Source organism: Deltaproteobacteria bacterium HGW-Deltaproteobacteria-6 (genome assembly GCA_002840435.1).
In the GTDB taxonomy this organism is placed as follows: domain Bacteria; phylum Desulfobacterota; class Syntrophia; order Syntrophales; family Smithellaceae; genus UBA8904.
The window spans coordinates 624672-647761 of the sequence record PHAT01000005.1 but is presented as its reverse complement, the minus strand read 5'-3'; the positions used below and the strand labels follow the sequence as shown (position 1 = coordinate 647761).

Below are 23090 nucleotides of genomic sequence, written 5' to 3'. Positions count from 1 at the left end.
CTGCCTTTTAACAATCCGCATATATGCTTCACCATCCTGTGAGCAGTGTATTTCAACTATCGTAATATCGAAGAAGGGTCAAAATGTTTCAGGAAGAAACTGAATCACTTCCAATATTCAAAGGCGCTGCATGCTGCGGAAAGATAGGGCAGACGTATAGATTGAACAGAGTATGGCTCCGTCAGATATTGTTTCATCCGTCTCGTTTTTTTAAGCATGATTTTTTTTGTAGTACGATTTCAGGGCGCGAACGACGTTGCCGTCAAATTTCGTTCCGATATCCTGATCGAGAATCTCGAAGGCCTCTTTGACGGAAAGGGGGCCGCGATAGTGTCTCTGGGCGGTCAGGGCTTCAAACACATCGGCAACGGCGATAATCCGGGACATGAAAGGAATTTCCGCCGCCGTCAATCCTTCCGCATAGCCGCTGCCGTCAAGGCGTTCATGGTGTCTTGCCGCCAGGAGCGGAACGGCTTTGTACTTCCGGCTGAACGTCATCTTGTTCAGGATATTTCTCGTATTGACGACATGCTCTTTGATATGTTCATACTCGTCCGGAGTCAAGCGCCCCGGTTTTTTCAGGATATGGTCGTCTGTTCCGAGCTTTCCGTAATCATGGAGGAGAGCCGCCACGTTGAGCGTATCGATGTCGTCTTCGTTGAACCCCAACTCCGACGCAATGCCCACGGTAAATTCGGCAACACGGGATGAATGGCCCGCCGTCATTGAGTCCTTGGCATCAATGGATGCGGCCAGAACTTCCAGCACGCTCCGGAACTGCCTTGTCTGTTCATTGAAGAGAATGGCATTTTCCAGAAACATGCTGAGATAGGAAGACAGGGATTTCAGGTGCTCCATGTCGGCCGTGGTGAAGATGCCGTTTTTTTTGTTCATGACCTCGATGACCCCGAGGATTTCCCCCGACATGGTCTTTAACGGCACACACAACAAACACCGCGTCCTGTATCCCGTTTGTTCATCGACGCTTCGGTCGAAGCGGTCGTCCTGATAGACGTCGGGTATAATGATTTCTTCGGCGGTGAGCGCCACAAGTCCGGCAATGCCCAGATTCAGATTCAAAAGGATATCCCAGCCTTCGATAGCATCGGCAAACGCGGAACGAATTTCACCGTTTTTACGATTGAGAAGAAACAGGGCGCACCGCGCGCACTTCAGGTCATCGCGAAACGCTCGGACGGTATCTTTAGTCCTGTCGAGGTTTGCTGCCAGATGACAATCACAGGCTTTAAGGCCGTCCGCAAATTGGGTTACCTTTTCTTCATCCTCCTTGGTGAAAACCCCGCTTCTTTTGTTGAGGAATTCCACCGCGCCGATGATCTCCTGGTGTTGATTGAAAACGGGGGCACAAAGAACGCTTTCCGTACGGAATCCCGTCCGCTCGTCGATTTCCCTGTTGAAATAAGGAGAATCATAGGCGTAAGCGACATTGACAATCTTTTTCGTGATGACGCACAATCCGACCAGGCCCATTTTCATTCCGATGCGAATGCGGTCGTTGTCCAGGCCTTCGGCAAATTTTGTCCAGAGTTCCCTGCGCTCCCAATCGACAAGAAAAAGGGTGCTGCGATCCGCAGCAAGGAGGGATGAGATTTCCTTCATCATCATGGGGAGCAGCTTTTCCAGGTTCCGCTCCATGCAGAGGGTATCACCCATGGCAAGGATTTGTTTAAGTTGTTCGTTTTCTGTTGTCAGCTCTTCTACCCTGGACTGAAGTGACAAGATATCTTCCACTGCGGATCAGCTCCTCATTTATTCGTGCTCAAAATTGATTTTCGTTGTGATGATGAAAGTATATTTCAAGAAGCCGCCGGACGCTTCCTTTTTTATACGCGACCGGAAAAAAAATTATCCGGTGTGAAGACATCATCAGAAAAATCATAGCGCAGAATATTCCCATAAGCATCGAGACTGGCGCTGACCCGGCAGACATCTTACCTGGACAGCCCGAATTTAATAAAACCTTCTTTATATAAAATTGAGTATAGGGAACGCGGCCTGATGTGTCAAGAAAATCTTGGTCTTAAACGCGGACGGTGCACCTTGCGCTTGGTATGGGTCGTTAATACTGTTTGTAACGGATTAAAGAAAGTATGCCCTCTGAAATTCTGGATCGCTTTATTCCGGAAGGCATACGTCACTAAAAATATTTTTTTAATCTCTACAAGATGACAGGCGGCGCAAAATATTTCTCAGCCACCGCGCAGGCGCGATCATCCTTTAATGCCGCAGGCATTTGTTCCAGGATATCCGTCGCGACGATGCCGTCTTCGCCTTTCTGTGCGGCGGCCAGGTTTCCGGCATAGCCGTGCAGAAAAACACCTTTGCGTGTTGCCAGTTCCGGACTTAAACCCAGACCATGCATGGCCGCAATGCAGCCGGTCAGGACGTCGCCGCTTCCGGCCGTCGCCATGCCCGGATTGCCGCTTAAATTGACATACACCCGGCCGTCCGCAAGGCCGATCAGCGAATGCGCGCCTTTGAAAACAACCGTAGCGTTCATCTTTGCAGCCGTCTCCCGTAAAATACTGATTTTATCGGCATTCACCTCGGCTACGGTTTTGCGCGCCAGACGCGCCATTTCACCCGCGTGAGGCGTCAGAATCGTTGCCGCTTTTCTTTTGAGTAATATCTCCGGCCGCTCGGCAATGGCCGTTAAACCGTCTCCGTCAATCAACAGCGGTTTTGCAATGACCGAAGACAGCTCGCGGACCAGTTTTGTTGTTTCATCCTGCAAAGAAAGCCCCGGACCGATTACCACCATGTCGGCCTTGTCCGCCAGAGCAAGCAATTCCGGTTTGGACTTGAGCGACAAGCTGAACGTTGCGGTTTCCCGCTGCGGGAGATAAACGATTTCACGGCCGGACTGCGCGATAAAAGGAATAATCGACGCCGGAGCGGCCAGCCTTGCATAGCCGCCGCCCGCTTTCAAAAAAGACATGGCGGAAAAATACGGTGCGCCGAAGTAGTTGGCGCCGCCGGCAATAAATAAAACATCGCCCATTAAGCCTTTGTAGGCTTCGACGGACCGGGGCGGCAGCAAAACCCTGTCATTGGTTTCCACTGTCAGATCGGCGCGGTCATAAAGTGACGGCGGGAAAGAAATGTGCGTCACGGAAAGGACGCCGCAATGTTCATAGCCGGGATAAAGCAGATTGCCGATTTTCGGCAATCCGAAAGCAAGCGTATGCGAAGCCCTGACGGCAACACCCATCACCCTTCCCGTATCGCCGGAAATGCCGGAGGGGATGTCCAGGCTCAAAACAGGCCGGCCGCATCCATTAATGAGCGCAATGACATCCGCAGCCAACCCCTTGACATCGCGGTCCAGTCCCGTGCCAAAAATCGCATCCACAACGGCATCACAGTGAAAGATGTCTGCTCTGGCTTCATCGGCTCTGGTTAACAGTTGAATATCGCCGGACAGGTTGCAAAGAATATCGTAATTCGTTTTAGCCGCGCCGCTGTATTTCTTGGGAGAAGCCGTCAGCAGGACTTTTGACTGGCCTCCTGCGGACATTATCAGGCGCGCCACAGCCAGTCCGTCGCCGCCGTTATTACCCGCGCCGCAGAAAATCACAAATTTCCTGCCGCGAATGCCGAATGCCTTCGCAAGCAGCGCAACCGATGCCAGCGCCGCGTTTTCCATCAAAATTTCTTCGGCAATTCCCAGTTTTTCGATCGCGTAACGATCCATTTTTCGCATTTGTTCCACGGTGGCCAGTTTCATGATTACTCCTCATACGGCTCATGATTTAATGTGAAATATTCCGGTTATTAGTATAGAATACCCGCGGGATTTTGCCAATAACATTTTTCAGGAGGCCTCTTGACGTCCATAACGGAAATCATTCAAAAGCGTTATTCGTGCCGTTCCTATTCGGCTGATCAGGTCGAAGAATCCGTTTTGCAGAGTTTCCGGCAAACAGTCAGCGCCCCCCAAAAGGGACCTTTCGGGAACAGCCCGCGCTTCGTTTTGATCTCCATGGACACGTTTTCCCGCGACGACTGGAAAAAACTGGGGACTTATGGCGTGATTAAAAATGCTCATCTGTATCTGGCGGGCATGATCAGTCCCGCGCCGATGGCCACTCAGGATTACGGTTACTGCAAGGAAAAACTCATCTTAAAAGCCACCGAACTGGGTTTGAGCACCTGTTGGATGGGCGGCACTTTTGCAATCAGCGCCTTCGGACGCGCAGCGGGAATGCGGCGAAACGAGCTGCTGCCAACCGTCACCCCCATCGGCTACGCGGCGAAACGCCGCAGTCTGACCGAACGCGTCATGCGCGGCATTGCCGGCTCCGACCACCGCCAGCCCTGGTCTGCCCTTTTCTTTAACGGCAGTGTCGCAAATCCACTTTCGCCCGAAGATGCAGGGACATACCGTGAAGCGCTGGAAAACGTGCGTCTGGCGCCTTCGGCTTCCAATAAACAACCCTGGCGAATCGTCTATGAACCGGCCCGGAATACTTTTTTGTTTTATCTATCGCGAGCCTTCGGATACCGCCACATGCGGGATGTTTCCCTGCAGGAAATCGATATCGGCATCGCCATGTGCCACTTTGACTTGACTCTCAAAGAGTCGGGGCTTGCCGGAAGCTGGCGTCAGGACGATTCCGCACCGTCGATCAAATCATTAGAGTATATGGCAAGCTGGCAGGCAGGAAGTTAAGACGTATCTCGTAGCTCGTAGTTGGTGCTAGTCCATTTTCAACACTTTCGCGCCGCGTATTTGCCCGGCTTTTAATTCCGCAAGCGCCCGGTTGGCGTCGGCAAACGGATATTCCTCGATGTCGGGAATGATGGGGATGCGCGCGGCGAATTCCAGAAATTCTTCAATGTCCCGGCGCGCCACATTCGCCACGCTTTTAATTTCTTTTTCCTGCCACAGATGCAGCGGATAGTCGAGCCGCAGCAGCTGTTCCTTATCCGTTTCCTCCTTGCGGATGGCGTTAATCACCAGCCTGCCGCCGGGCGCCAGATTTTCCAATGCTTCGAGGACCGGCTTCCACACGGGCGTCGTGTCAATGATCGCGGAAAGCTTCTGCGGGCTTTTCTCGCCTGTATCGCCGGCCCAAGCCGAGCCCAGATCCAGTGCAAAATTCCGCTCGCTCGCGGCGCGGGCAAAAACAAATATGCGGGAATCGGGATAAAGGTGACGGGCCAGCTGCAAAACCAGATGAGCCGACGCACCAAAACCCGTAAGCCCCAGAGGATCGCCGTTGCAAAGACCGGCCAGGCGAAGCGACCGCCAGCCGATGGCGCCCGCGCATAAAAGCGGCGCGGCCTCACTATCGGAAAAAACAGACGGGATGAGAAAAGCGAAATCCTCCGCCACCGTTACATATTGCGCGTAACCACCGGGCAAATCCCTTCCGGTTGCTTTAAAATCCGGACAGAGATTTTCCAGGCCGAGCCGGCAAGCCGCACACTGGCCGCAGGCCTGCCCGATCCAGCCGATCCCGACTCTCTGACCTTCGGAAAATTTTACGGCACACGGACCGCACTTTTGCACAGTGCCGACAATCTGATGTCCCAGAATAAACGGCAATGAGGATGGGGGCGTCCGGCCTTCGATTTCGTCGAGTTCGGTATGGCAGACGCCGCAGGCGGCAACGCGAATCAGAAGCTGCCTCTCCGCAGGCACGGGTTCGGGAAGATCCACAAAAGAAAGCGGCTGTGGATTCTCACGAATGCTCGTAATTTTCTCCAGAACAGCCGCTTTCATGATTCAGCTCAATCCTGCCTGCGTCTAGCCCTTCAGTGATGCGGGCATTTTCAACGGTACGTCAACCGGTTTAATATATTGATCCATAAGGCCCCTGGTGCCGTTGACCTTGAGCTTGTCAAACAGAAATGCAAATTGGCGCTCCAGCTCGGCGCAGATGCTGTTACGGATATCCGCCGGCAGATGCCACAATTCCAGTTTGAACGGCCCGAAGACCTTCTTGCGGGTCTTGTAAATAAATTGTTCTTCCGTATCTTTTTCTTTCCGCTCGTCCTGCATGTTGGCTTTCAGATAATCATAAATTTTCGCCCGCAGATCCGCCGGAAATTTTTTGCTGTCCAGGATCATATTCTGAAACCCTGTCGCGAGATGAATCTCGGCGGTGCCGGTGGCGGGAAAACGGTCAAACGCCTCGTCGGGCAGGGTTGATGCGCCGTGTTGAACCGCACCGGACAAACCGTATTTCAAGCGGGACATTTCAGACAATTTTTCCAAAACGTCGAAATCAATCTTGACTTTCGCGACCGTGCCGTCGGCCAGCGGGATGCCGCCGTGCGTTGTTCCGGTCTGCACGCTGATCTTGCTGATCCCCTTGAAGTCATCGCCGCGCTTTTTGAGTTCTTCGAGGTAACCGTCCATGTAGGCCTGCAGTTCTTCCACTGTGCTGTTTTTACCGCCCACCTCGCCGATCTCGCCGCCCACCGAAACGGTAACGCCTTCCGGTTCCAGATCACGAATCATGGTGGTCAGCTCCGCTGCGAGCGAGAAATTGGTTCTCTGCTGGTCTTTGATCGTGGGTTGAGACAAATCAACCAGCGTGGAGGTATCAATGTCAATATTATAAAATCCGCCTTCAATGGCTTCCCAGATCAGGTTCTTGACCGTTTGCGTTTCTTTATCCGCATCCGCGGCAAATTTCTTGGCATTCATCTGAAAATGATCGCCCTGAATAAAAATCGGGCCGCGCCAGCCGGATTTGACGGCCGCCGCAGTGATCGCACAGGTATATTCCTGCGGTCTTTGACTGGTGTAGTCGATTTCCGAACGGGCAATTTCAAAAAGGACCGGTCCCACGTCCCCTTTCATGGCGGCGCGGAAAACAGCCTGCGCGACATCGTAGGTCATCCCGCGGAGATTGATGGCCGGAACGGTGAAACCGCCAACCTCTCTGCGGCCCATCGCCTCATAGAGTGATTGAATCGACGCGGACATAATCCCCAGCGCCGCCGCTCCCCGGCGGATCAGAAAAGCCGCAGCTTCCTTCGTTCCGGGATCGGGGCTGAACACGACCGTATAGATCAAATCATCGATTAATTTACTCTGAAACCCGCCTTCATCTAAAATGCGGACATCACCGTCTTCACAGGCGAGTATGTTTTCGCATCCTTTTTTCAATTGATCTTTGTTTTCGTAAATCATGGCTGCTCCTTATATGCTGTAATTATTGCGACAGGAATTGTCCCGCCATCGTCACTTCCGCCGCAGAGCCGATGTAAATCGGCGAACACTGATTAACCGATGTTACTTTCAGGGATAAAATATCGTCTTTGCCGTCCGTAGCCAGCCCGCCCGCCTGTTCCGTAATAAAAGCCATCGGCTGCAGTTCAAACAACAGACGCAGCTTCCCCTGAGGCGATTTTTTCAGCGCGGGATAGGTAAACAGGCCGCCCTTTTTAATCAGGACCTGATTGATATCGGGAACGAACCCGCCGCTGTATCTCAGTTTATAGCCGTCCTGCTCCAGTTTCTCAACAAACCTCAGATGTGCGTCCGTCCAGTCTTTACGCAAGCCGCCCGGTGAAAAGATGGATCCTTTTTCCTTGAGCTGAATTTTTTCTTCGGAAAGGACATATTCCCCTTCCCGGTCCAGAACAAACTCATGGGTGCCCTTGCCCGCCGAATAAATCATCGTGATCAGCGGACCGTAAGTAATGTAAAGCGCGGCCACCATCGAATTCCTTCCGCAATCAAAAATAGATTTCTGATGAATGCCGATAATCGTCCCGATGGCCAGATTGGTGTCCACCAGCGACGAACCGTCAAGCGGGTCGGCGGTGACAATATATTTCTCCCGGCCCGTGCCGATGGCCACGATGTCTTCCAGTTCCTCGGAAGCATAGTGGCTCACAAACCCGGAGTTTTGTAATTTGTTTTTCAGGATATCGTCGGTGACGCGATCCAGAGCCAGTTGTTCCTCACCGTAAATATTTTTAAACCCGGCCAGCTTGCGGTTGGATTCATGGATTTTGGCGGAGATATACTTGCCGACCACGGCAATCTGCCAGATCAGCCGCCGCAATTCCACTTCGATGCCTTCCCTCCACATGTGGCGTCTCAGATCAACAATATTTTTTGTGTAATCATTTATGCCTTCGCCCATAGCGTCTCCTTAATTTTTTGCGTCACCCGTACCGGCCAGGATTTTTTCCAGAGAACTTTTCAGCTCCATAAGCGAGTAAGGTTTGACCATGGCTCCGACAAAGCCGTATTTCCAGTATTCTTCAATGACCGGATCGTTCATGTAACCGCTGGAAATCACGGCTTTCACTTCCGGGTGGGCGTTTTTCCACCGGCCGATCGCGATTTCTCCTCCCTCATCGCCCCGCATGGTCAAGTCCATGATGATCAGCGAAAAAGGGTTGCCTTCTTCCTTGGCCCGCCGATAATGCTCCATCGCGTCGCCGTGTGTTTTAGCCGTTACAACATTGTAGCCGATATGCTGCAGCATGCTGCCGGTTACATCCAGCAGGATTTGCTCATCATCAACAAGAAGAACATTCTGCCTGGGCGCGACCTCCGCCTCTTTTGCGGCAGCCGGTCTCTTTTCATCTTTTTCGCCGTTGGATGCCGGAATGTAAACCGTAAAGGTCGTTCCGCTCCCGGGAGTGGAGTCGACCATAATAATCCCTTCATGGCTCTTCACAATCGAATAGCAAATAGCCAGCCCCAGTCCCATTCCTTTGACGCTGCCCATTTGCTTGGTAGTAAAGTAAGGGTCAAAGAGTTTTTTCATGTGCTCCTGAGAGATGCCCACACCCCGGTCCCGGACAAACCATTTGATGTAGTGGCCCGACTTGAGCGGCTGGATCTGATCCGCGGTTAAATCCACATTTTGTGCTCCGATTTCAATGGTGCCTCCCTGGGGCATGGCTTCGGCGGCGTTGGTTACAAGGGAATGGACCACTTGATGCATTTGACTCTCATCAATTTGCGCCGACCAGAGATCATCGGGAAGATCAAACCGGCAATCAATATTTTTCCCGCTTAAAGATAAATTGACCGCATCGCGAATGACATTAGCGATGGATGCGGTTTTTCGCTGCGGAGACCCTCCCCGGGAATAGGTTAACAGCTTCCGGGTCAGCGTCTTCGCTCTCATGCAGTGTTCTTCGGCGCTGACCAATCGCGTATAAAGCGAGCTGCCCGGAATGGCTTCCATTTTCGCCAGAGCCAGGGAGCCGAAAACAGCCGTCATGATATTATTGAAGTCATGGGCGATGCCGCCGGCTAAAAGACCGATCGATTCCAGTTTCTGCGCTTTGGCCAGTTCCGCCTCCATAAACCTTCGCACGGTAATGTCGCGTCCGATGCATTCAAAATACAGGATGTCACCCGCGTCGTTCCGGACAGCGATCACCGTAAATTCCATTATCACCGTCTGCCCCTCGTTGCCCGTGCAGGTCATGATAATATTTCTTAAAACATTTTTTGCGCCCTGTTTTTCGTCGACCGCGGCAATCCAGGTTTTCAAATGCTCGTTATCGATCACCTTCATCCGCACTCTGGAATCCGCCAGATAGTCGGCAAGTGAATACCCCAGAATTTTCTCCGCAGCGTCATTGATGTAGACCATTTGGCCGTTTTCGGGCTGAATACGGAAAATCGCCTCATCGGCGTAATGCGCGAGACGTTCGTACACGGTTTTGATTTCCTGATTTTCCGCCTTCACGCGGCTCAGTTCCGTGCAATCACGAACAATAGCGGCAATTCCCGCCAGGCGCCCTTGTTCATCATGATGAATGGTGGTATTGATCATGAAAGTCCGCTGATGGTCTTGCTCAACCCCCATCCGGCAGACTTTGTCGGTAAGTTCCTGACCCGTCTCAAAAACGCTTTGAAAAACAGACTCCTCCGGACCCGATCCCCCGTCAACACATTTTAAATTCCATCGCGGATCATCAAAAGGCTGCCCAATCATCTCCCGGCTTTTGCAACCGACAATCCGCTCCAGCGCTTTGTTCACGTAGGTAATCAGTCCTTCTTTGCCGATCATCAGCATGCCATCGGAAACCATGTGCAGCAAATGTTCAAGATCCCCGTTAATCTCTTTAAAATTGGCAATGTTCAGTTTCAACTGTTTGATTTCAGATTGCAAATCATTGATCATCGACGACTCTTCCATTTTTCACCTTTTTCAATGCGCATTATCGTCATTAATTAATCAAATATCCATAGTCTTTACAAGCAAATATTTACAAAAAATGCCTTTATTTGAAATACGATGACCGGATATCAGCTATCCTGGAAAAATAGGGCAGGTTCATTGAATGTTTAGACAGAAGGTTGAAGAATGGCCCTGTGGAAGCCCCTATTTTGCAGCACCGGGGAACGCTCCGCAGGCCCGTGGAAGACGACGTCTGCGGCCCTCCCCTCCGGGGCCGCGGCTATTTGGATTGTCCAAGTTTGGTAATGGTGCCCTGAGCTGTCGCGCACAGATTCTCTTTCGCGTCTTTGACGGCGAAAACATCGCACCGGCAGACAGCCTGGGTTTTTCCGACGTAAACCGCGGTTGCACGCGCGATGATGTAATCACCCATCGCCGGCCGCACGTAGTTGATCTTGTATTCGGACGTCACCACGGCCGGGCCCAAAACACTTCCTCCCACATAGGTCAGCGCATTGTCCGCCGCGTAACTGACGACGCCGCCATGCAAAAAACCGTGCTGCTGTTTGAGCTCATGCTTGATGGGCACTTTCAATTCGGCGCTGCCGACGGCAAAACCGGTTAACTCCGCCCCAATCAAAACACTGAAGGGTTGGGCCGCCAGAACCTGCCGGCCCAGTTCGAGCATTTCGTCCATTGGTAATTAACCTCTCATGAGTTAAAAACCGCTTTGCGCGGTTTAATCATCTTCCGAAATTGACGGCTGAATGGCTGCATAAGACATTTGTTGTCCATCGCTTTATCCCGGCTTCGGATCGGGTTGCCTTTGATCGGTTTTATAACAACTGCCCGTAAAACGTTTCGCGAATTTTTTCATATCGGCGGCGATTTCGGTAATTTCTCCGTAGTGTGTAAAGGCGCGGTTGCGCGTTTCGGTAATCCCGATGGAAATGCCCATCACCGGAAATTGAGAGGCTTTGCCCGCGCGGTCAAAGGATTTAATGAAGCCCTGTTTCAAATCGGCGTGGTCATACAGTCCGATAATCAGACTGTCGAAAGCCTTGATGATCTCTGCCGCCGCTTCTTCCACCAGCGGCGTATCAATGATGAAAACAAAATCATCACCGCCGACATGGCCGATAAAACTGCCCTGCGGCTGCTTGCTTTTGATCACGCCCAGAATAATGCGGCCGGTCATCTTGATGACCTCATCCCCGCGGCTGAAACCATAGCGGTCGTTGAAGGGCTTGAAATAATCGAGATCGGCATAGCCGAAGGCAAATTCTTTTTTAGCGTCGATGCGCTCCTGTATTTCCTTGTTGATGGAAATATTGCCCGGCAGACGGGTCAGGGGGTTGATTTCCACGATTCGCTCCGAACGCAGGATGGACAGATTCACACGCGCCATGAAATCCGTTTCCAAATCCGGCCGGCGGATGTAATCCTCCACCAGCAGGTGCGTCCAATCGGTAATGCTAAATTTTTCAGGCAAAACCGCCAGAACCGGCAGCTGCTGGAACATCGGGTCGGATTTTAAATCGTTCAAAACATTGAGACTCAGCGAATCATCATCCGTGATGCTCATGACAATAAGGTTGGGAATGGAATTATAAACATAGTCGAGCGCCGAAGGCATGTTGTGGAAAGTGACGACCTGATAGATATCTTTCAGACGCCGTTCAATCACATTATTCAGGATAACATCTTTACAGACGACAACGACTGTTTTCATAAAATTAGTTGATATCTTCCGCCGCTTCCATATTATCTTCCATCTCCCTCAGGACATCTTTAATGTCCTCATTGGAAAGATTGAGAAGTTCATAGGCAACCGGATTGACTTCCGGCACAAAATTTTCTCCGGCAAAGCCAAAGCCCCGTGCCCGCACCAGCAGATCGGCCATGTGCACAATAGCCGTTTCCATCGGAGCGGTTTTCGCCAGAGTCGGGCGGTGATGAAATTGAATGACTTCAATCAAATTGGTTGGAAAGCGCCACTTTTCTGCCAGCCAGCCGCCGACATCGGCGTGTGTTGCGTTAAATTGAATTTTCTCCGCATCAAAGATCGCTATCTTTTTTTCCTCGGCCTCTTTCATGGCCTTTTCATATTCCTGGGCAAATTCAAGCGTCAAAATGACTTTGCCGATATCGTGCAAAAGGCCGGCAACCGAAACCTCTTCCGGCTCCTTCAGGTTTTTCTTTTGAGCAATCACGCGGGAAGCAATCGCGGTCGCCAGTGAGTGCTCATAAAGTCCGCTCATCGTTTTCTGCATCAATTCAAAAACGGACACCCCCAGGAGCAGTCCCTTGATAACATTCAATCCCAGGAGCATCGTCGCATGCGAAACGGAAGCGATTCTCCCCGGAAATCCGTATATCGCGGAATTCACCATTTTCAAAACCTTGGTGGTCAAGGCCGGGTCGTTGGAAATAAAGGCGCTGATTTCGACAATCGTGATCCGCGGTTTTTCGATAACGGAGGAAAGCCGCTTCAAAACCGCGGGCATGGTGGGCAGCGCATTGATATTTTCCACTTTATGACGCAATACTTTCGGGTCCATTTAGTTATACAATCCTTCGATGTGTTCTTTGACAATTTTTTTAATGGAATTCATGAAAGGTTTGCCTTCAACCAGAACGAATCTGGCGTCCAGATTGGCCAACGCGTCTTCCCTGGAAATCGTCTGAATCGGCGGACCGTCGATAAAGACACTGGGGATTTCCATATCCTGAATTCTTTCAACCCATTTTTCGGTAAGCTCCGTCCCTTCACCCAGCATGACCATACCGTTCGGTGTCAGAATAGGCTTGGCCAGTATCATGCCGGGCTCAAGCTTGGCTACAGGAATTTTCGGCATTGCAGCAACTCCTTCTCAGGTAATGTTGGATCCCATCGGGCGGCAGTCTCAGTTGGCCCGAAATCAAGTAAAAGCCGGCTCACCCAATTCTTTTTCAATCTGATCGGAATCAGCGGCGTTAAACTGCAAAAGTCTTTTTAAGTGATAGAAAGTTTCTTCATCCATCACCAGAAAAGAGGCTATGGTTTCGTTGTCTTTGGAGCGGAGAATTTTAGCTTCAATATTTAAATGTATTTCTTTGTTGAGGCGCAAATCGATGGTGCATTTTTCTCCGGCTTTGAATGTTTGCGGACTGATGAAGTTGACCCCCGTCATGCTGATATTGTTCGTTTGAACTTTTATTTTTTTCCCTTTCAGCAGTATATTCAATTCGAAATTAACCGGAACTCTTGTCCGCTTTCTTCGTTCCTTGGTCATGGACATCCCTTTCTGAAAAATCGCATAACACAGATAACACTAAAAAACATCGGTACTTACTTATAAATACTATATTTTCACAACTGCGAGTTTTGGTCAAGCTTGATTTTCCCCAAATCCGGGAAAAATATTCTTTCGTTCTCCATCCGGTAACCCAATACTTCAATATGCAGCCGCTGCATGGATTGAACATACCGGTTCATCCCCTCCTCCGGCATCATTAAGAAGGCGGACGGATGACCGGCCTGTGAGGATTGCTGCAAAAGTAATTTTGCCGCCGCGGCCAGCACGCTTTTTTCGCTCACATGGTCACAAACAGCAAAAATATGAGATATGCGTTCAGAGGCGGGCGGGATCAGGAATAATTCGGTATTCGGGTCATTGCCGATTTTAAACTTCCAGCGCTGCAGCAGAGCCGCCAGGTGGCTGATAATCAAATCGTGATCGCACGAGCAGACTTCTTCTTCAAACGATGAAGAGGGTGGACTTCCGACAAGTTCCTCGCGAAAAGATACGTCCGAAAAATTCAGGGATGTCTGGGTCGAACAGGATGCGCCTGATTTGAGCTTTTCAATTTTTCCGACAAATTGAGTGGCTTGCAGTGCAAAACGACTGCTTCCGAGCGCTCCGATCACCGCAACCTGCGCAAGTGAGCCGCCATCCTCCATCCAGGCCCAGATGCCGCGATAATTTTCTTCAAACAGGGATTTGCCGATTCCTTTTTTGCCGCCGCCGATTTTGCCCCGGTGAATGACGTAGACACGATTCCATGCATCCCGGGCAAAAGCCGCGCCGGTTTTGCGGTCTATTCCCGCCCACGGGAAATTGATTTCCGCCGTTATCGGCAGGTTGCCTGACGCCTGCGGTTTGCCCATCCCGAAGGCGTTCCAGTAACGGACACCACGGGTTGCCTGGGAAAATATCCAGATGCCCAGTTTTTTCGACCAGGAAACCTTCGCCGCAAAACTTGCCCCCTGATGCCCCAGCTTCACCTTGATCTTATCATCCATAAACGGTTTGAAGCTTCCGGCAAACTGCCGCGCGTACCTGGCAATCAGTTTTTCATCTTCGATAACCTTGAGCATGTCTTTGGGCAACCTTTCCATCGCAGAAACGATATTTCTTCTTACACTAATCCAGCCGTTTTTTAAAGCGGCCGATTGCGCCGGAAAAGACGATCGTTCCTAAAACAGCCAGGGCGAGATATTGAGGCCAGAGCACCTCAAGTCCCACGCCCTTGAGGAAAATGCCCCGGAGAATGACCAGAAAGAATCTCAGGGGATTAAGGAAAGTCAGCCATTGCACGACTTCAGGCATGTTGGCGATGGGAAAGACAAAACCGCTGAGCATAAAAAATGGCATGATAAAAAAGAAGGAGGTCATCATCGCCTGCTGTTTGGTTGACGATATGGTCGATATAAAAAGTCCGATGCCCAGCGTGCTGAGCAGAAATAAACAGGTGGCGAAAAAAAGCAGTAAAATACTGCCCTCCAGGGGTATCTTAAACCAGAAAATGGCCAAAACAATAACCGCCGACATCTGGGCCAGTGAAATAATAATATAGGGAATCGTTTTGCCGATGATCAGTTCATAGGATTTTAAAGGCGTGACGATCAATTGTTCCATCGTGCCGTCTTCCTTTTCTCTGATGATGGCAATAGCGGTCAGGATAAAAGCGGTCACCATGACTAAAATGGCGACAATTCCGGGAACAAAAAAATACTGGCTGTCAAGGTTGGGATTGTACCAGGTTCGAATGCGCGCATCCACCTTGCCGTAGCTCATCTGCCGGGGATAGAGCGCGCGCAGCTCCTCACGGTTGAATTTATCCAGAACGGATGACGTATACGCCACTCTCATCGTCGCCATGTTGCTCATGGAACCGTCCACAAGGATCTGAACGGAAGCGGTTTGCCCTTTTCGAATAACCGATGCGAAATCCCGGCTGAGCTTAATCCCAATATCGATTTTCCCCTGCAGCAGCAGTTCAGCCAGTTCGCGTTCAGTGGCCGCGTGATGAGTGATGTGAAAGATCCTGCTGCCGGTGAAGCTGTCGGCAAGCCGCCGGCTTTCATAGGTTTTGGAATAGTCCAGAACAGCCACGCGGATATTGCTGATATCGTAATTGACGACATAACCGAAAATCATCAATTGAATAAAAGGGAAAACAAACAGCATCGCCCGATTGCGTTTATCGCTGAAAAGCTGGATGAATTCCTTGCGAACCAGTTCTCTGATGCGAAGCCAGCTCATAGGCCTTCCCTTTTTAATAAGGTGTAATTAACGGCTGTCAGCAGCGTAAACATCAAAGCCAGAATCGACATACTGGGCCATAAATAAGCCAGACCCAGATTCCGCAGATAAATTCCCGACAATATATCGATAAAATAAGTTGCCGGAACAAGCAGGGTCAGGAGCTGCAAAAACGCCGGCATATTGATGACTGGAAAAACAAAGTTGGAAAGAAGCAGAGACGGCAGGTAGGTTGTTAAAATGGCTATCTGGTTGGCCATCAATTGTGATTTTGTGACGTTGGAAATCAGGAGTCCCAGGGATATGGCCACGCTCAAATAGAGAGAAGCTGACGCGATCATCAGCCAGAAATTCCCTTTCATGACGATGCCGAACAAAACCTGACCCAGGAGAATCGCGATCAGCACATTCGCGAGCCCGATAAAAAAATAAGGGATGGCTTTGCCCACCAGTAATTCCCCGGCTCTGACGGGCATGGATTTAATCGTTTCCATGGTGCCGTTTTCATATTCGCGGGCAATCACAAGCGAGGCCAAAAGCGCGCCGATGATCATGATGATCACGGCAATGATGCCCGGAATGATGAAATTACGGCTTTCCAGATCTTCATTGAACCAGATACGGATGCGCCCCTCCACCGGAGGTTTGATGGGCTCCTGCCCCTGGCGGTTAAGAAAGCCGAGCAGCAGCTTTTGATTGTACTGCTCCGTGAAGGCGGTCATATAACCGCGGATAATGCTGCCGAAAGTCGGATCGCTGCCGTCAATGATGATCTGCAGAGGCGTTTCCCGGTCGGCAAGCAGACTCTTCATAAAATCGGGGCCGATGACGATGACTACTTTGGCAAGGTCGTGATCGAGATAATCCATGGCATCTCTGGTCTGCGGCAGCATCTGTGAAACATGGAAATAGGCGGAGGCGTCCAGCCTGCGGATAAAATCCCGGCTGCGTTCGGATTTGTCATAATCAACGACTACCGTTTCAACGTTATCCACGTCGAGACTGAGCGCGTATCCGAAAAGAATAATAAGGATCAGCGGCATCGCGAAAGCCAGATAAAGGCTGCGGTAATCCCGGATCAAATGATAGAATTCCTTGCGGACAATGGCTTTGATTCTTCCAGGATTCAAGTGTCTGTCCTCATCATCAGAGCGATGAATGCATCATTCAGGTCAGCGTCAGGCCTGCCCGGGCAGGCGCCGGCAATAATTTCCGCGGGGCTGCCCGCAGCCACAATGTTACCGGCATTAATCATGACAATTCTTTCACAAAACCGCGCTTCATCCATGTAGTGGGTCGTCACAAATATCGTCATGCCGCCTTTGACCAGTTGTTTGATGAAATTCCAGAAATGCTGCCGGGTGACCGGATCAACGCCGGAAGTCGGCTCATCCAGAAACAGGATATCCGGCTTGTGCAGCAGCGAACAGCCCAAAGCCAGGCGCTGGCGCCAGCCCGGCGGCAATTCTCTGGTTTTGCGGTTGCGCACCTCCTGCAGGCGCGCCATATTTAAAACCCAGTCAATGCGCTCCGGCCATTGGGATTCCGGCACATCATAGATTCCCAGATAAAAGCGTAAATTTTCAAAGGGCGTCAAATCTTCATAAAGGGAAAATTTTTGCGACATGTAACCGATGGAATGCTTGATTTCTTCGGCATCCCTCATGATGTCGTGGCCGGCAACCAATCCCGCTCCGGATGTCGGGGTAATGATGCCGCAGAGCATGCGAATCGTCGTGGACTTGCCGGAACCGTTGGCGCCGAGGAAACCGAATATTTCGCCTTTTTTTACGGAAAAGGTAATCTTGTTAACCGCGACAAAAGCGCCGAATTTTTTCTCCAGATCGGTCACGGAAATGGAATCAGAGCTGGAAAGTGTCATGTGCCAGCCCCCCGTCAACCGCTTTAATGCGTTCAATGATCGCCTCTTCCAGCGAATGATATTTGCCGCGAATGACCGGAGGCGCCGCCGTATCCAGAAGACGGGAACGATGCATTAATCCCAGATGATCGCATTTTTCACCTTCGTCCAGGTAGGCGGTGGAAATGATGATCGTCATGCCCTCTTTTTTCATACTCCCCAGTATTTCCCAGAATTCGTGCCGCGATACCGGATCAACACCATTGGTCGGCTCGTCCAGGATCAGTAATTGCGGTTCATGTGAAAGCACGCAGGCCAGCCCCAGCTTTTGTTTCATGCCGCCCGAAAGATTCCCGGCGGGCCTGTCCGCAAAGGGCAGCAAATTGGAAAACCCCAGATACTTCTCTCGGCGTTTTTTTCTTTCCGCGCGTTCGATTCCGAAAACGTCCATAAAAAAATTAATATTCTCATCGACGGTCAAATCCTGATACAGGCCGAAACGCTGAGGCATGTAGCCGATCATATTTTTTATTTTTTGTTTTTCGGTCAGGACGTTTTGGCCTCCTATATAAATTTCACCTTCAGTCGGTTTGATCATGGTCGCAATCAGCCGAAGCAGTGTCGACTTGCCGGCGCCGTCGGAGCCGACCAGACCAAAAATATTACCGTAATCGACCTGAAAAGAAGCATCTTTGACGGCTTCAACAAGGTTGAAACGCAGGGTAACGTTTTTGACCTCTACCATCGATCGGGAATTCTCCGGGATTGTGACCATAGGCAAGCCTGCTATTGCATCAAGACGGCATCGGCCGGCATGCCCGCCTTGAGCTCAAAGTCGGGATTCATGATGGATACTTTCACCAGATAAACCAGCTTGACCCGTTCTTTCTTTGTCTGAATGATTTTTGGCGTAAATTCTCCTTCCGGGGAGATGAAAGACACGTAGCCTGTATAACTTTTACCGGGAAAGGTATCGACCTTTACCAGAACTTTCTGGTTGGGTTTGACCTTGCCGATTTCCGTTTCATCAACAAAAATTTTCAAATCAACACGGGAGAGATCGGCAATAGTAATGACTTCCCGTCCGACATTGACCGTTTCACCGGGTTCGATATTGCGGCTGGTGACGACGCCGTTCTGCGGCGCTTTCAATTGCGTATAATCCAGTTGAATAGCCGCCTGATTAAGCGCTGCTTTGGCCACATCGATCTGCGCCGCGGCTGTTTCAATTTCCTGGCGCGCCGCGTCGATCCGGGTCAGATTGCCCTCGGCCAGTCTGAGCAGGGACAGGCTTTCGTTGAGACGTGATTTCGCGACATCATAACCGAGCTTCATGGCATCGCGTTCCTTTTCCGTGACCACTTCCTGAGAAAAGAGTTCTTCATAACGCCGGTAATTTTTTTCCGCATCCGCCAGCATGTCCTTTGCACTTTTCACACCGGCTTCGGCCCGTGTCACTTCGGAAGGCAATGTTTTTTTGCTGATGGCGAGCGCAATAGCGGCCTGCTGTCTGGCCTGCACCGCACGGTCGAGGCCTGCTTTGGCCTGATCAAAGCGCGACTGGAATTCCGCGCGATCCAACTGGGCAATCAGCTGGTTTTTAGTCACCGGCTGGCCTTCCCGCACATGGACGAGGGCCACGCGGCCCGGCACCTGGAAAGACAGATTGGCCTGTGTTGCTTCAATGGTTCCGGAAAAGAACAGTTCATTTTGCTGGCCTTTCTTCTGGCCGAAATATACAAAAGTTCCCGCCCCGATAAAAAGGATGACAAACACAATGATGATAATTTTCTTTTTCAATGCTTCCCTCCGTTTGACATGGCAATGGTTTCGAATCATTCCCTACAACTTGATCGCCTTCAGGACCAATTTGCCGACTTCCTCGCCCAGGCTGCCCTTCAGCTTCTTATCACGGGCTTTAATGGCGGCAGGCAGCCATTCCTGTTTGTTTTTAATCGGCGTGCCTTTTGTATAAAAAAGGATTGTCCCCATAATCATCATGTGGATGAGAAACGGCGCAACCTCGCTGAAAACACCTTTTTTTTTGCCTTGCTCCAGAATGCCAAACAGAATGGAGATCACGGAAACCATGTCCTCCATAACCACACGGGGTAAATGGATTCCGCCTGATGCTACTTCGCGCATCATGATCGGCGGCAATTCGGGATTTTTATCCACGGCAGCGACAAGGCCGTTGATATAGACTTTAAGCTTTTCCTCCGGCGTATCAACTTTAGCCACGACTTCGGCAAGGCCCTGCGCTACATTGCCGAGAACCTGATGAATCACGTTGGCGTAAAGGGTATCTTTATCGCCGATTTGATAATAGAGACTGGCCTTGTTCACGCCGGCACGCGCGGCAATTTCATCCACATGTGTTCCGCTGTAGCCCTTTTCGGCAAACACGGCCCGCGCCGCGGCCAGAATTTTCCCGGCGGTCTTGCCCGGTTTGTCGATATCGATTGTTTTCCTGATCAATGCCTGCTCCTCAATTTGGTGAGCCCTGGTCCTGCTGAAAGCAAAACGGCAAAACCTCTCTGATAAAAAGCCCCTCTGTTATGACGAATCCGCCCGAGGAAAATGAAACGATCCCGGAACCTGCCGGAACATCCCGGCCATGCAGTTTAACCGCTCGGTTTAACCATATGGTTAATTATCCACTTCTTAAAGTCAAGCTGATTTTTTACAAACTGGGGGGATGTTTTATTTTCAGTTTTCGGAACAGGTGCTTTTCAAAAAGGCTATCTTTTTTGTTTTCGGCAGTTTTTTGATTTTTATTTCCAGGCGCAAGGCTTCGCCCCTGCTCATGCCGGCGCTTGTGGCCAGCAAGGTCACCGGTCTTCTGGACCGGGTATATTTGGATGCCGTTCCCCGGTTGTGGTCCGTCAGTCTCTTTTCGAGGCTATTCGTTATGCCGGTATAGAAACTGCCATCCGAACAGCTCAGGATGTATACCATCCATGGTTTTGTTTTTTGTTCAGCTTTTGATTCCATGACGCAATTCTATACCGTACCGGGTGAAATATTGCCATGGAAAGAGGCATAAATAGTAATGCTTTACCAATCAGGCAACCCGTGCTAAGGCGAGGTTATAACGCATGGAGGGGGAAAGAAATGTCGAATTTTCTGCCAAAATGGCTGGTAGGCTGTATCGCAATGTCCCTGCTGGCTTTGAACGTAATATTCTGGGTAACGATCTTATTCTTTTTTTCCTTTCTGAAATTCATACTGCCTTTCGCCCCGCTGACCCGTCTGCTCGATAAAATTCTGCTGTGGGTGTCGAGAAACTGGATCGCCTGCAACGGTTTGTGGATGCAGCTGACGCAAAGAACCATCTGGGACGTTCAGGGACTGGACAACCTGGATTACCACGGCTGGTATCTGGTAGTCAGCAACCATCAGTCCTGGGCGGATATTTTTATTCTGCAAAGGCTGTTGAACCGGCGCATTCCGTTTATGAAATTCTTTCTGAAGCGCGAATTGATCTGGGTTCCTCTGATGGGACTGGCCTGGTGGGCGCTGGATTTTCCCTTTCTGCGCCGCCACAGTGTTGACTATCTGAAAAAACATCCCGGACAAAAGGGAAAGGATTTTGAAACCACCCGCAAGGCCTGTGAAAAATTTACGCACATGCCGACCAGCGTGATGAATTTTCTGGAAGGAACGCGATTTACCGGGGCCAAGCACTCCCGGCAGAATTCACCCTATCAATACCTGCTGAAGCCCAAAGCGGGCGGTATTGCGCTGGCATTAAGCGTGCTGGGAGACAAATTTCATTCCCTGTTGAATATCACCATTGTTTATCCGGACGGCATCCCGACCTTCTGGGATTTTTTATGCGGCAAAGTGAAAAGAGTTATTGTCCGGGCTTCCGCCATGGAGATACCGCAACGGTTTCTGCATGGCGATTACGAAGGGGATAAAGAATTCCAGGCGGCCTTCCAGCTATGGGTGCAGGATTTATGGAAGGACAAGGACGCACAGATGGCAGCATTGATTAAGGAGGCTAAAGCATTGTAATGCTTCAGCCCCCTGCAGGGTTAAGGGATATTACTATGCCGCCTGCGGAGCGCGCGGCGACCAAAATGAACGGTCCGCATCTTTAAACGAACGCTGCGAAGGCCTTTTGGCGGACGGCGTCCGGGACGAAAAGGATTTCCTGCCGCTATGGTTACCGGGTCTCGTCAGCTGATGAGAGCGGGCCCCCATCGCTTCACAGATGGACGGATTCATGGTCAATCCTTCCACATTCTGATACTGCAGCTTATCTCCCAGCATTTTCTTCAGCGAACGCAAGAGCTCGCCGTCATCCCCGGTAATAAAAGTAAACGCATCCCCGGTCTTCATGGCGCGTCCGGTTCTGCCGATCCGATGCGTATAAGCGTCCGATGTGGACGGCATGTCATAGTTAATCACATGCGAGATCCGGGTCACGTCGATTCCGCGCGCGGCAATATCCGTGGCAATCATTACTTCATAACGGCCATCCCGAAAACCATCCAGTGACTGTTTGCGCTTCTGCTGCGTGAGATTGCCGTGCAGGGAGGTTACCTTATGGCCTACTCTGTTTAACTGTTCGGCCAGGCTTTTGGCGCGCGATTTTGTCCGGGTGAAAACCAGGACGGATTCGGTGTCGGTCTTTTCCAGGATATCCTTGAGCAAGGCGGTTTTCTGTTCCGTTTGCACCGGATAAAAACTGTGGGAAACCGTCATCACCGGAGCGGTATCTCCAATCTGAACATGGACCGGATTGGAAAGCAGATCATCGGCCAGAGAGCGGATCTCGCCGGGCATCGTGGCGGAGAAAAGCAGCGTCTGACGACGAGCCGGCAGGTGCTTGACAATTCTGCGGACGTCCGGCAGAAAACCCATATCAAACATGTGGTCTGCTTCATCGAGAACCAGAACTTCCACCTTGGATAAATCAAGCGTGCCGCGGCCGATATGATCGAGCAGGCGGCCGGGACAGGCCGAGATGATATCGACGCGTGATCGCAGCCGGTTGATCTGGGTGTTGATGTTGACCCCGCCATAGATGGAGGTGCTGCAAAGTCCCGTTTTTCTGCCCAGCTGCCCAATGGCTTCATGGGTCTGCTCACTTAATTCCCGTGTCGGCGCGATGATCAGAGCGCGAACAGGACCGCGCTGTCCGTGCATCAGACGTTGTAAAATCGGCAGCACAAAAGCGGCGGTTTTCCCGGTTCCGGTCTGGGCCAACCCCATAATATCCCTGCCTTCCATAATGGAAGGAATGGACTCGGCCTGAATCGGCGTCGGTTTCTTGTAACCGGCGGCGTGAATGCCGGCCAGTATTTTTTCATCTAACTTAAACTTCTCAAAACTCATTATTTCTTTTCCTTTATTGTATGTTACCAGCAACTATTTAAACTTAAACCCAATGAAAACCGTTATAAGGCTGGTAAAGGCAGGCCTTTGCCGACACTTGCCGGCGTCTGAAAGACCACGTCTCCAATACGGCAGAACATTTGGATTCTATTGTGATTAGCGGGATTATCCTTAGCAAATTTCCGACGAAGAAAGGTGGGAAGGTCAATATGTATCGCTATT

At 50.8% G+C, this 23090-nt stretch carries 22 protein-coding genes; 2 read left to right on the top strand and 20 right to left on the bottom strand.

The window, feature by feature from the left end; translation table 11 throughout:
• Window positions 1-210 precede the first annotated feature (210 nt).
• Both CVU71_13135 and CVU71_13130 read right to left on the bottom strand, forming a co-directional pair.
• Window positions 211-1752: a hypothetical protein gene (locus CVU71_13135; GenBank protein PKN18434.1), complete on the bottom strand. Its 1542-nt coding sequence runs from the start codon at window positions 1750-1752 to the stop codon at window positions 211-213.
• Between the two features lie 427 nt (window positions 1753-2179).
• Window positions 2180-3748, bottom strand: a complete 1569-nt coding sequence (locus tag CVU71_13130; GenBank protein PKN18433.1) for a bifunctional ADP-dependent NAD(P)H-hydrate dehydratase/NAD(P)H-hydrate epimerase — start codon at window positions 3746-3748, stop codon at window positions 2180-2182.
• A 99-nt stretch (window positions 3749-3847) separates the two neighbouring features.
• On the opposite strand from CVU71_13130, the gene CVU71_13125 reads away from it, so the two are divergent.
• On the top strand, window positions 3848-4693 hold the full coding sequence (locus tag CVU71_13125; protein ID PKN18432.1) for a nitroreductase: 846 nt from the start codon (window positions 3848-3850) through the stop codon (window positions 4691-4693).
• Window positions 4694-4720: 27 nt separating this feature from the next.
• Here CVU71_13125 and CVU71_13120 read toward each other — a convergent pair whose 3' ends face one another.
• The 17 genes from CVU71_13120 to CVU71_13040 form a co-directional block, all read right to left on the bottom strand.
• Complete coding sequence (locus tag CVU71_13120) at window positions 4721-5749, bottom strand: alcohol dehydrogenase (GenBank protein PKN18431.1); 1029 nt, start codon at window positions 5747-5749, stop codon at window positions 4721-4723.
• 24 nt (window positions 5750-5773) lie between these two features.
• Window positions 5774-7168, bottom strand: coding sequence for an aldolase (locus tag CVU71_13115; protein ID PKN18430.1), 1395 nt, complete (start codon window positions 7166-7168; stop codon window positions 5774-5776).
• A gap of 22 nt (window positions 7169-7190) precedes the next feature.
• On the bottom strand, window positions 7191-8129 hold the full coding sequence (locus CVU71_13110; GenBank protein ID PKN18429.1) for a fructose-bisphosphatase class I: 939 nt from the start codon (window positions 8127-8129) through the stop codon (window positions 7191-7193).
• 9 nt (window positions 8130-8138) lie between these two features.
• The gene (locus CVU71_13105; protein ID PKN18428.1) at window positions 8139-10151 is read right to left on the bottom strand and encodes a hypothetical protein; all 2013 of its coding nucleotides are present in this window, start codon (window positions 10149-10151) and stop codon (window positions 8139-8141) included.
• A gap of 262 nt (window positions 10152-10413) precedes the next feature.
• Complete coding sequence (locus CVU71_13100) at window positions 10414-10830, bottom strand: phenylacetic acid degradation protein (protein ID PKN18427.1); 417 nt, start codon at window positions 10828-10830, stop codon at window positions 10414-10416.
• Window positions 10831-10932: 102 nt separating this feature from the next.
• Complete coding sequence (locus CVU71_13095) at window positions 10933-11865, bottom strand: diguanylate cyclase response regulator (protein PKN18426.1); 933 nt, start codon at window positions 11863-11865, stop codon at window positions 10933-10935.
• A 4-nt stretch (window positions 11866-11869) separates the two neighbouring features.
• A complete protein-coding gene (locus CVU71_13090) occupies window positions 11870-12694 on the bottom strand; it encodes a histidine kinase (protein ID PKN18425.1) in 825 nt (274 codons plus the stop codon).
• Entirely contained in the window at window positions 12695-12991 is a 297-nt protein-coding gene (locus tag CVU71_13085; protein PKN18424.1) for a hypothetical protein, read from the bottom strand.
• Window positions 12992-13054: 63 nt separating this feature from the next.
• Window positions 13055-13414: a hypothetical protein gene (locus CVU71_13080; GenBank protein ID PKN18423.1), complete on the bottom strand. Its 360-nt coding sequence runs from the start codon at window positions 13412-13414 to the stop codon at window positions 13055-13057.
• Between the two features lie 71 nt (window positions 13415-13485).
• Window positions 13486-14514, bottom strand: coding sequence for a hypothetical protein (locus CVU71_13075; GenBank protein ID PKN18422.1), 1029 nt, complete (start codon window positions 14512-14514; stop codon window positions 13486-13488).
• A 25-nt stretch (window positions 14515-14539) separates the two neighbouring features.
• Window positions 14540-15661: an ABC transporter permease gene (locus tag CVU71_13070; GenBank protein PKN18421.1), complete on the bottom strand. Its 1122-nt coding sequence runs from the start codon at window positions 15659-15661 to the stop codon at window positions 14540-14542.
• A complete protein-coding gene (locus CVU71_13065) occupies window positions 15658-16821 on the bottom strand; it encodes a hypothetical protein (protein PKN18420.1) in 1164 nt (387 codons plus the stop codon). Before CVU71_13065 ends, CVU71_13070 begins: the two co-directional genes overlap by 4 nt.
• Window positions 16788-17543 (bottom strand): ABC transporter ATP-binding protein, encoded by a 756-nt coding sequence (locus CVU71_13060; GenBank protein ID PKN18419.1) that lies wholly within the window; start codon window positions 17541-17543, stop codon window positions 16788-16790. Before CVU71_13060 ends, CVU71_13065 begins: the two co-directional genes overlap by 34 nt.
• A complete protein-coding gene (locus CVU71_13055; GenBank protein ID PKN18418.1) occupies window positions 17524-18297 on the bottom strand; it encodes an ABC transporter ATP-binding protein in 774 nt (257 codons plus the stop codon). The genes CVU71_13060 and CVU71_13055 overlap by 20 nt, the downstream gene beginning before the upstream one ends.
• A gap of 11 nt (window positions 18298-18308) precedes the next feature.
• Complete coding sequence (locus CVU71_13050; GenBank protein ID PKN18417.1) at window positions 18309-19361, bottom strand: hemolysin secretion protein D; 1053 nt, start codon at window positions 19359-19361, stop codon at window positions 18309-18311.
• Window positions 19362-19364: 3 nt separating this feature from the next.
• A complete protein-coding gene (locus CVU71_13045; protein ID PKN18416.1) occupies window positions 19365-20015 on the bottom strand; it encodes a hypothetical protein in 651 nt (216 codons plus the stop codon).
• A gap of 216 nt (window positions 20016-20231) precedes the next feature.
• On the bottom strand, window positions 20232-20516 hold the full coding sequence (locus CVU71_13040) for a hypothetical protein (protein ID PKN18415.1): 285 nt from the start codon (window positions 20514-20516) through the stop codon (window positions 20232-20234).
• A gap of 120 nt (window positions 20517-20636) precedes the next feature.
• Here CVU71_13040 and CVU71_13035 point away from each other — a divergent pair, with 120 nt between their 5' ends.
• Entirely contained in the window at window positions 20637-21542 is a 906-nt protein-coding gene (locus CVU71_13035; protein PKN18414.1) for an acyltransferase, read from the top strand.
• Window positions 21543-21575: 33 nt separating this feature from the next.
• Here CVU71_13035 and CVU71_13030 read toward each other — a convergent pair whose 3' ends face one another.
• Window positions 21576-22868 carry an RNA helicase gene (locus tag CVU71_13030; protein PKN18413.1) on the bottom strand — a complete coding sequence of 431 codons (1293 nt, stop codon included), beginning with the start codon at window positions 22866-22868 and terminating at the stop codon, window positions 21576-21578.
• Between the last annotated feature and the right edge of the window lie 222 nt (window positions 22869-23090).

Bases quoted from the DNA above. Each gene is read 5' to 3' on its own strand.
- CVU71_13130 (PKN18433.1), bottom strand. From the start codon at position 3,748: ATGAAACTGGCCACCGTGGAACAAATGCGAAAAATGGATCGTTACGCG.
- CVU71_13120 (PKN18431.1), bottom strand. From the start codon at position 5,749: ATGAAAGCGGCTGTTCTGGAGAAAATTACGAGCATTCGTGAGAATCCA.
- CVU71_13115 (PKN18430.1), bottom strand. From the start codon at position 7,168: ATGATTTACGAAAACAAAGATCAATTGAAAAAAGGATGCGAAAACATA.
- CVU71_13110 (PKN18429.1), bottom strand. From the start codon at position 8,129: ATGGGCGAAGGCATAAATGATTACACAAAAAATATTGTTGATCTGAGA.
- CVU71_13105 (PKN18428.1), bottom strand. From the start codon at position 10,151: ATGGAAGAGTCGTCGATGATCAATGATTTGCAATCTGAAATCAAACAG.
- CVU71_13100 (PKN18427.1), bottom strand. From the start codon at position 10,830: ATGGACGAAATGCTCGAACTGGGCCGGCAGGTTCTGGCGGCCCAACCC.
- CVU71_13095 (PKN18426.1), bottom strand. From the start codon at position 11,865: ATGAAAACAGTCGTTGTCGTCTGTAAAGATGTTATCCTGAATAATGTG.
- CVU71_13090 (PKN18425.1), bottom strand. From the start codon at position 12,694: ATGGACCCGAAAGTATTGCGTCATAAAGTGGAAAATATCAATGCGCTG.
- CVU71_13085 (PKN18424.1), bottom strand. From the start codon at position 12,991: ATGCCGAAAATTCCTGTAGCCAAGCTTGAGCCCGGCATGATACTGGCC.
- CVU71_13080 (PKN18423.1), bottom strand. From the start codon at position 13,414: ATGTCCATGACCAAGGAACGAAGAAAGCGGACAAGAGTTCCGGTTAAT.
- CVU71_13075 (PKN18422.1), bottom strand. From the start codon at position 14,514: ATGGAAAGGTTGCCCAAAGACATGCTCAAGGTTATCGAAGATGAAAAA.
- CVU71_13070 (PKN18421.1), bottom strand. From the start codon at position 15,661: ATGAGCTGGCTTCGCATCAGAGAACTGGTTCGCAAGGAATTCATCCAG.
- CVU71_13060 (PKN18419.1), bottom strand. From the start codon at position 17,543: ATGACACTTTCCAGCTCTGATTCCATTTCCGTGACCGATCTGGAGAAA.
- CVU71_13055 (PKN18418.1), bottom strand. From the start codon at position 18,297: ATGGTCACAATCCCGGAGAATTCCCGATCGATGGTAGAGGTCAAAAAC.
- CVU71_13050 (PKN18417.1), bottom strand. From the start codon at position 19,361: ATGATTCGAAACCATTGCCATGTCAAACGGAGGGAAGCATTGAAAAAG.
- CVU71_13040 (PKN18415.1), bottom strand. From the start codon at position 20,516: ATGGAATCAAAAGCTGAACAAAAAACAAAACCATGGATGGTATACATC.
- CVU71_13035 (PKN18414.1), top strand. From the start codon at position 20,637: ATGTCGAATTTTCTGCCAAAATGGCTGGTAGGCTGTATCGCAATGTCC.
- CVU71_13030 (PKN18413.1), bottom strand. From the start codon at position 22,868: ATGAGTTTTGAGAAGTTTAAGTTAGATGAAAAAATACTGGCCGGCATT.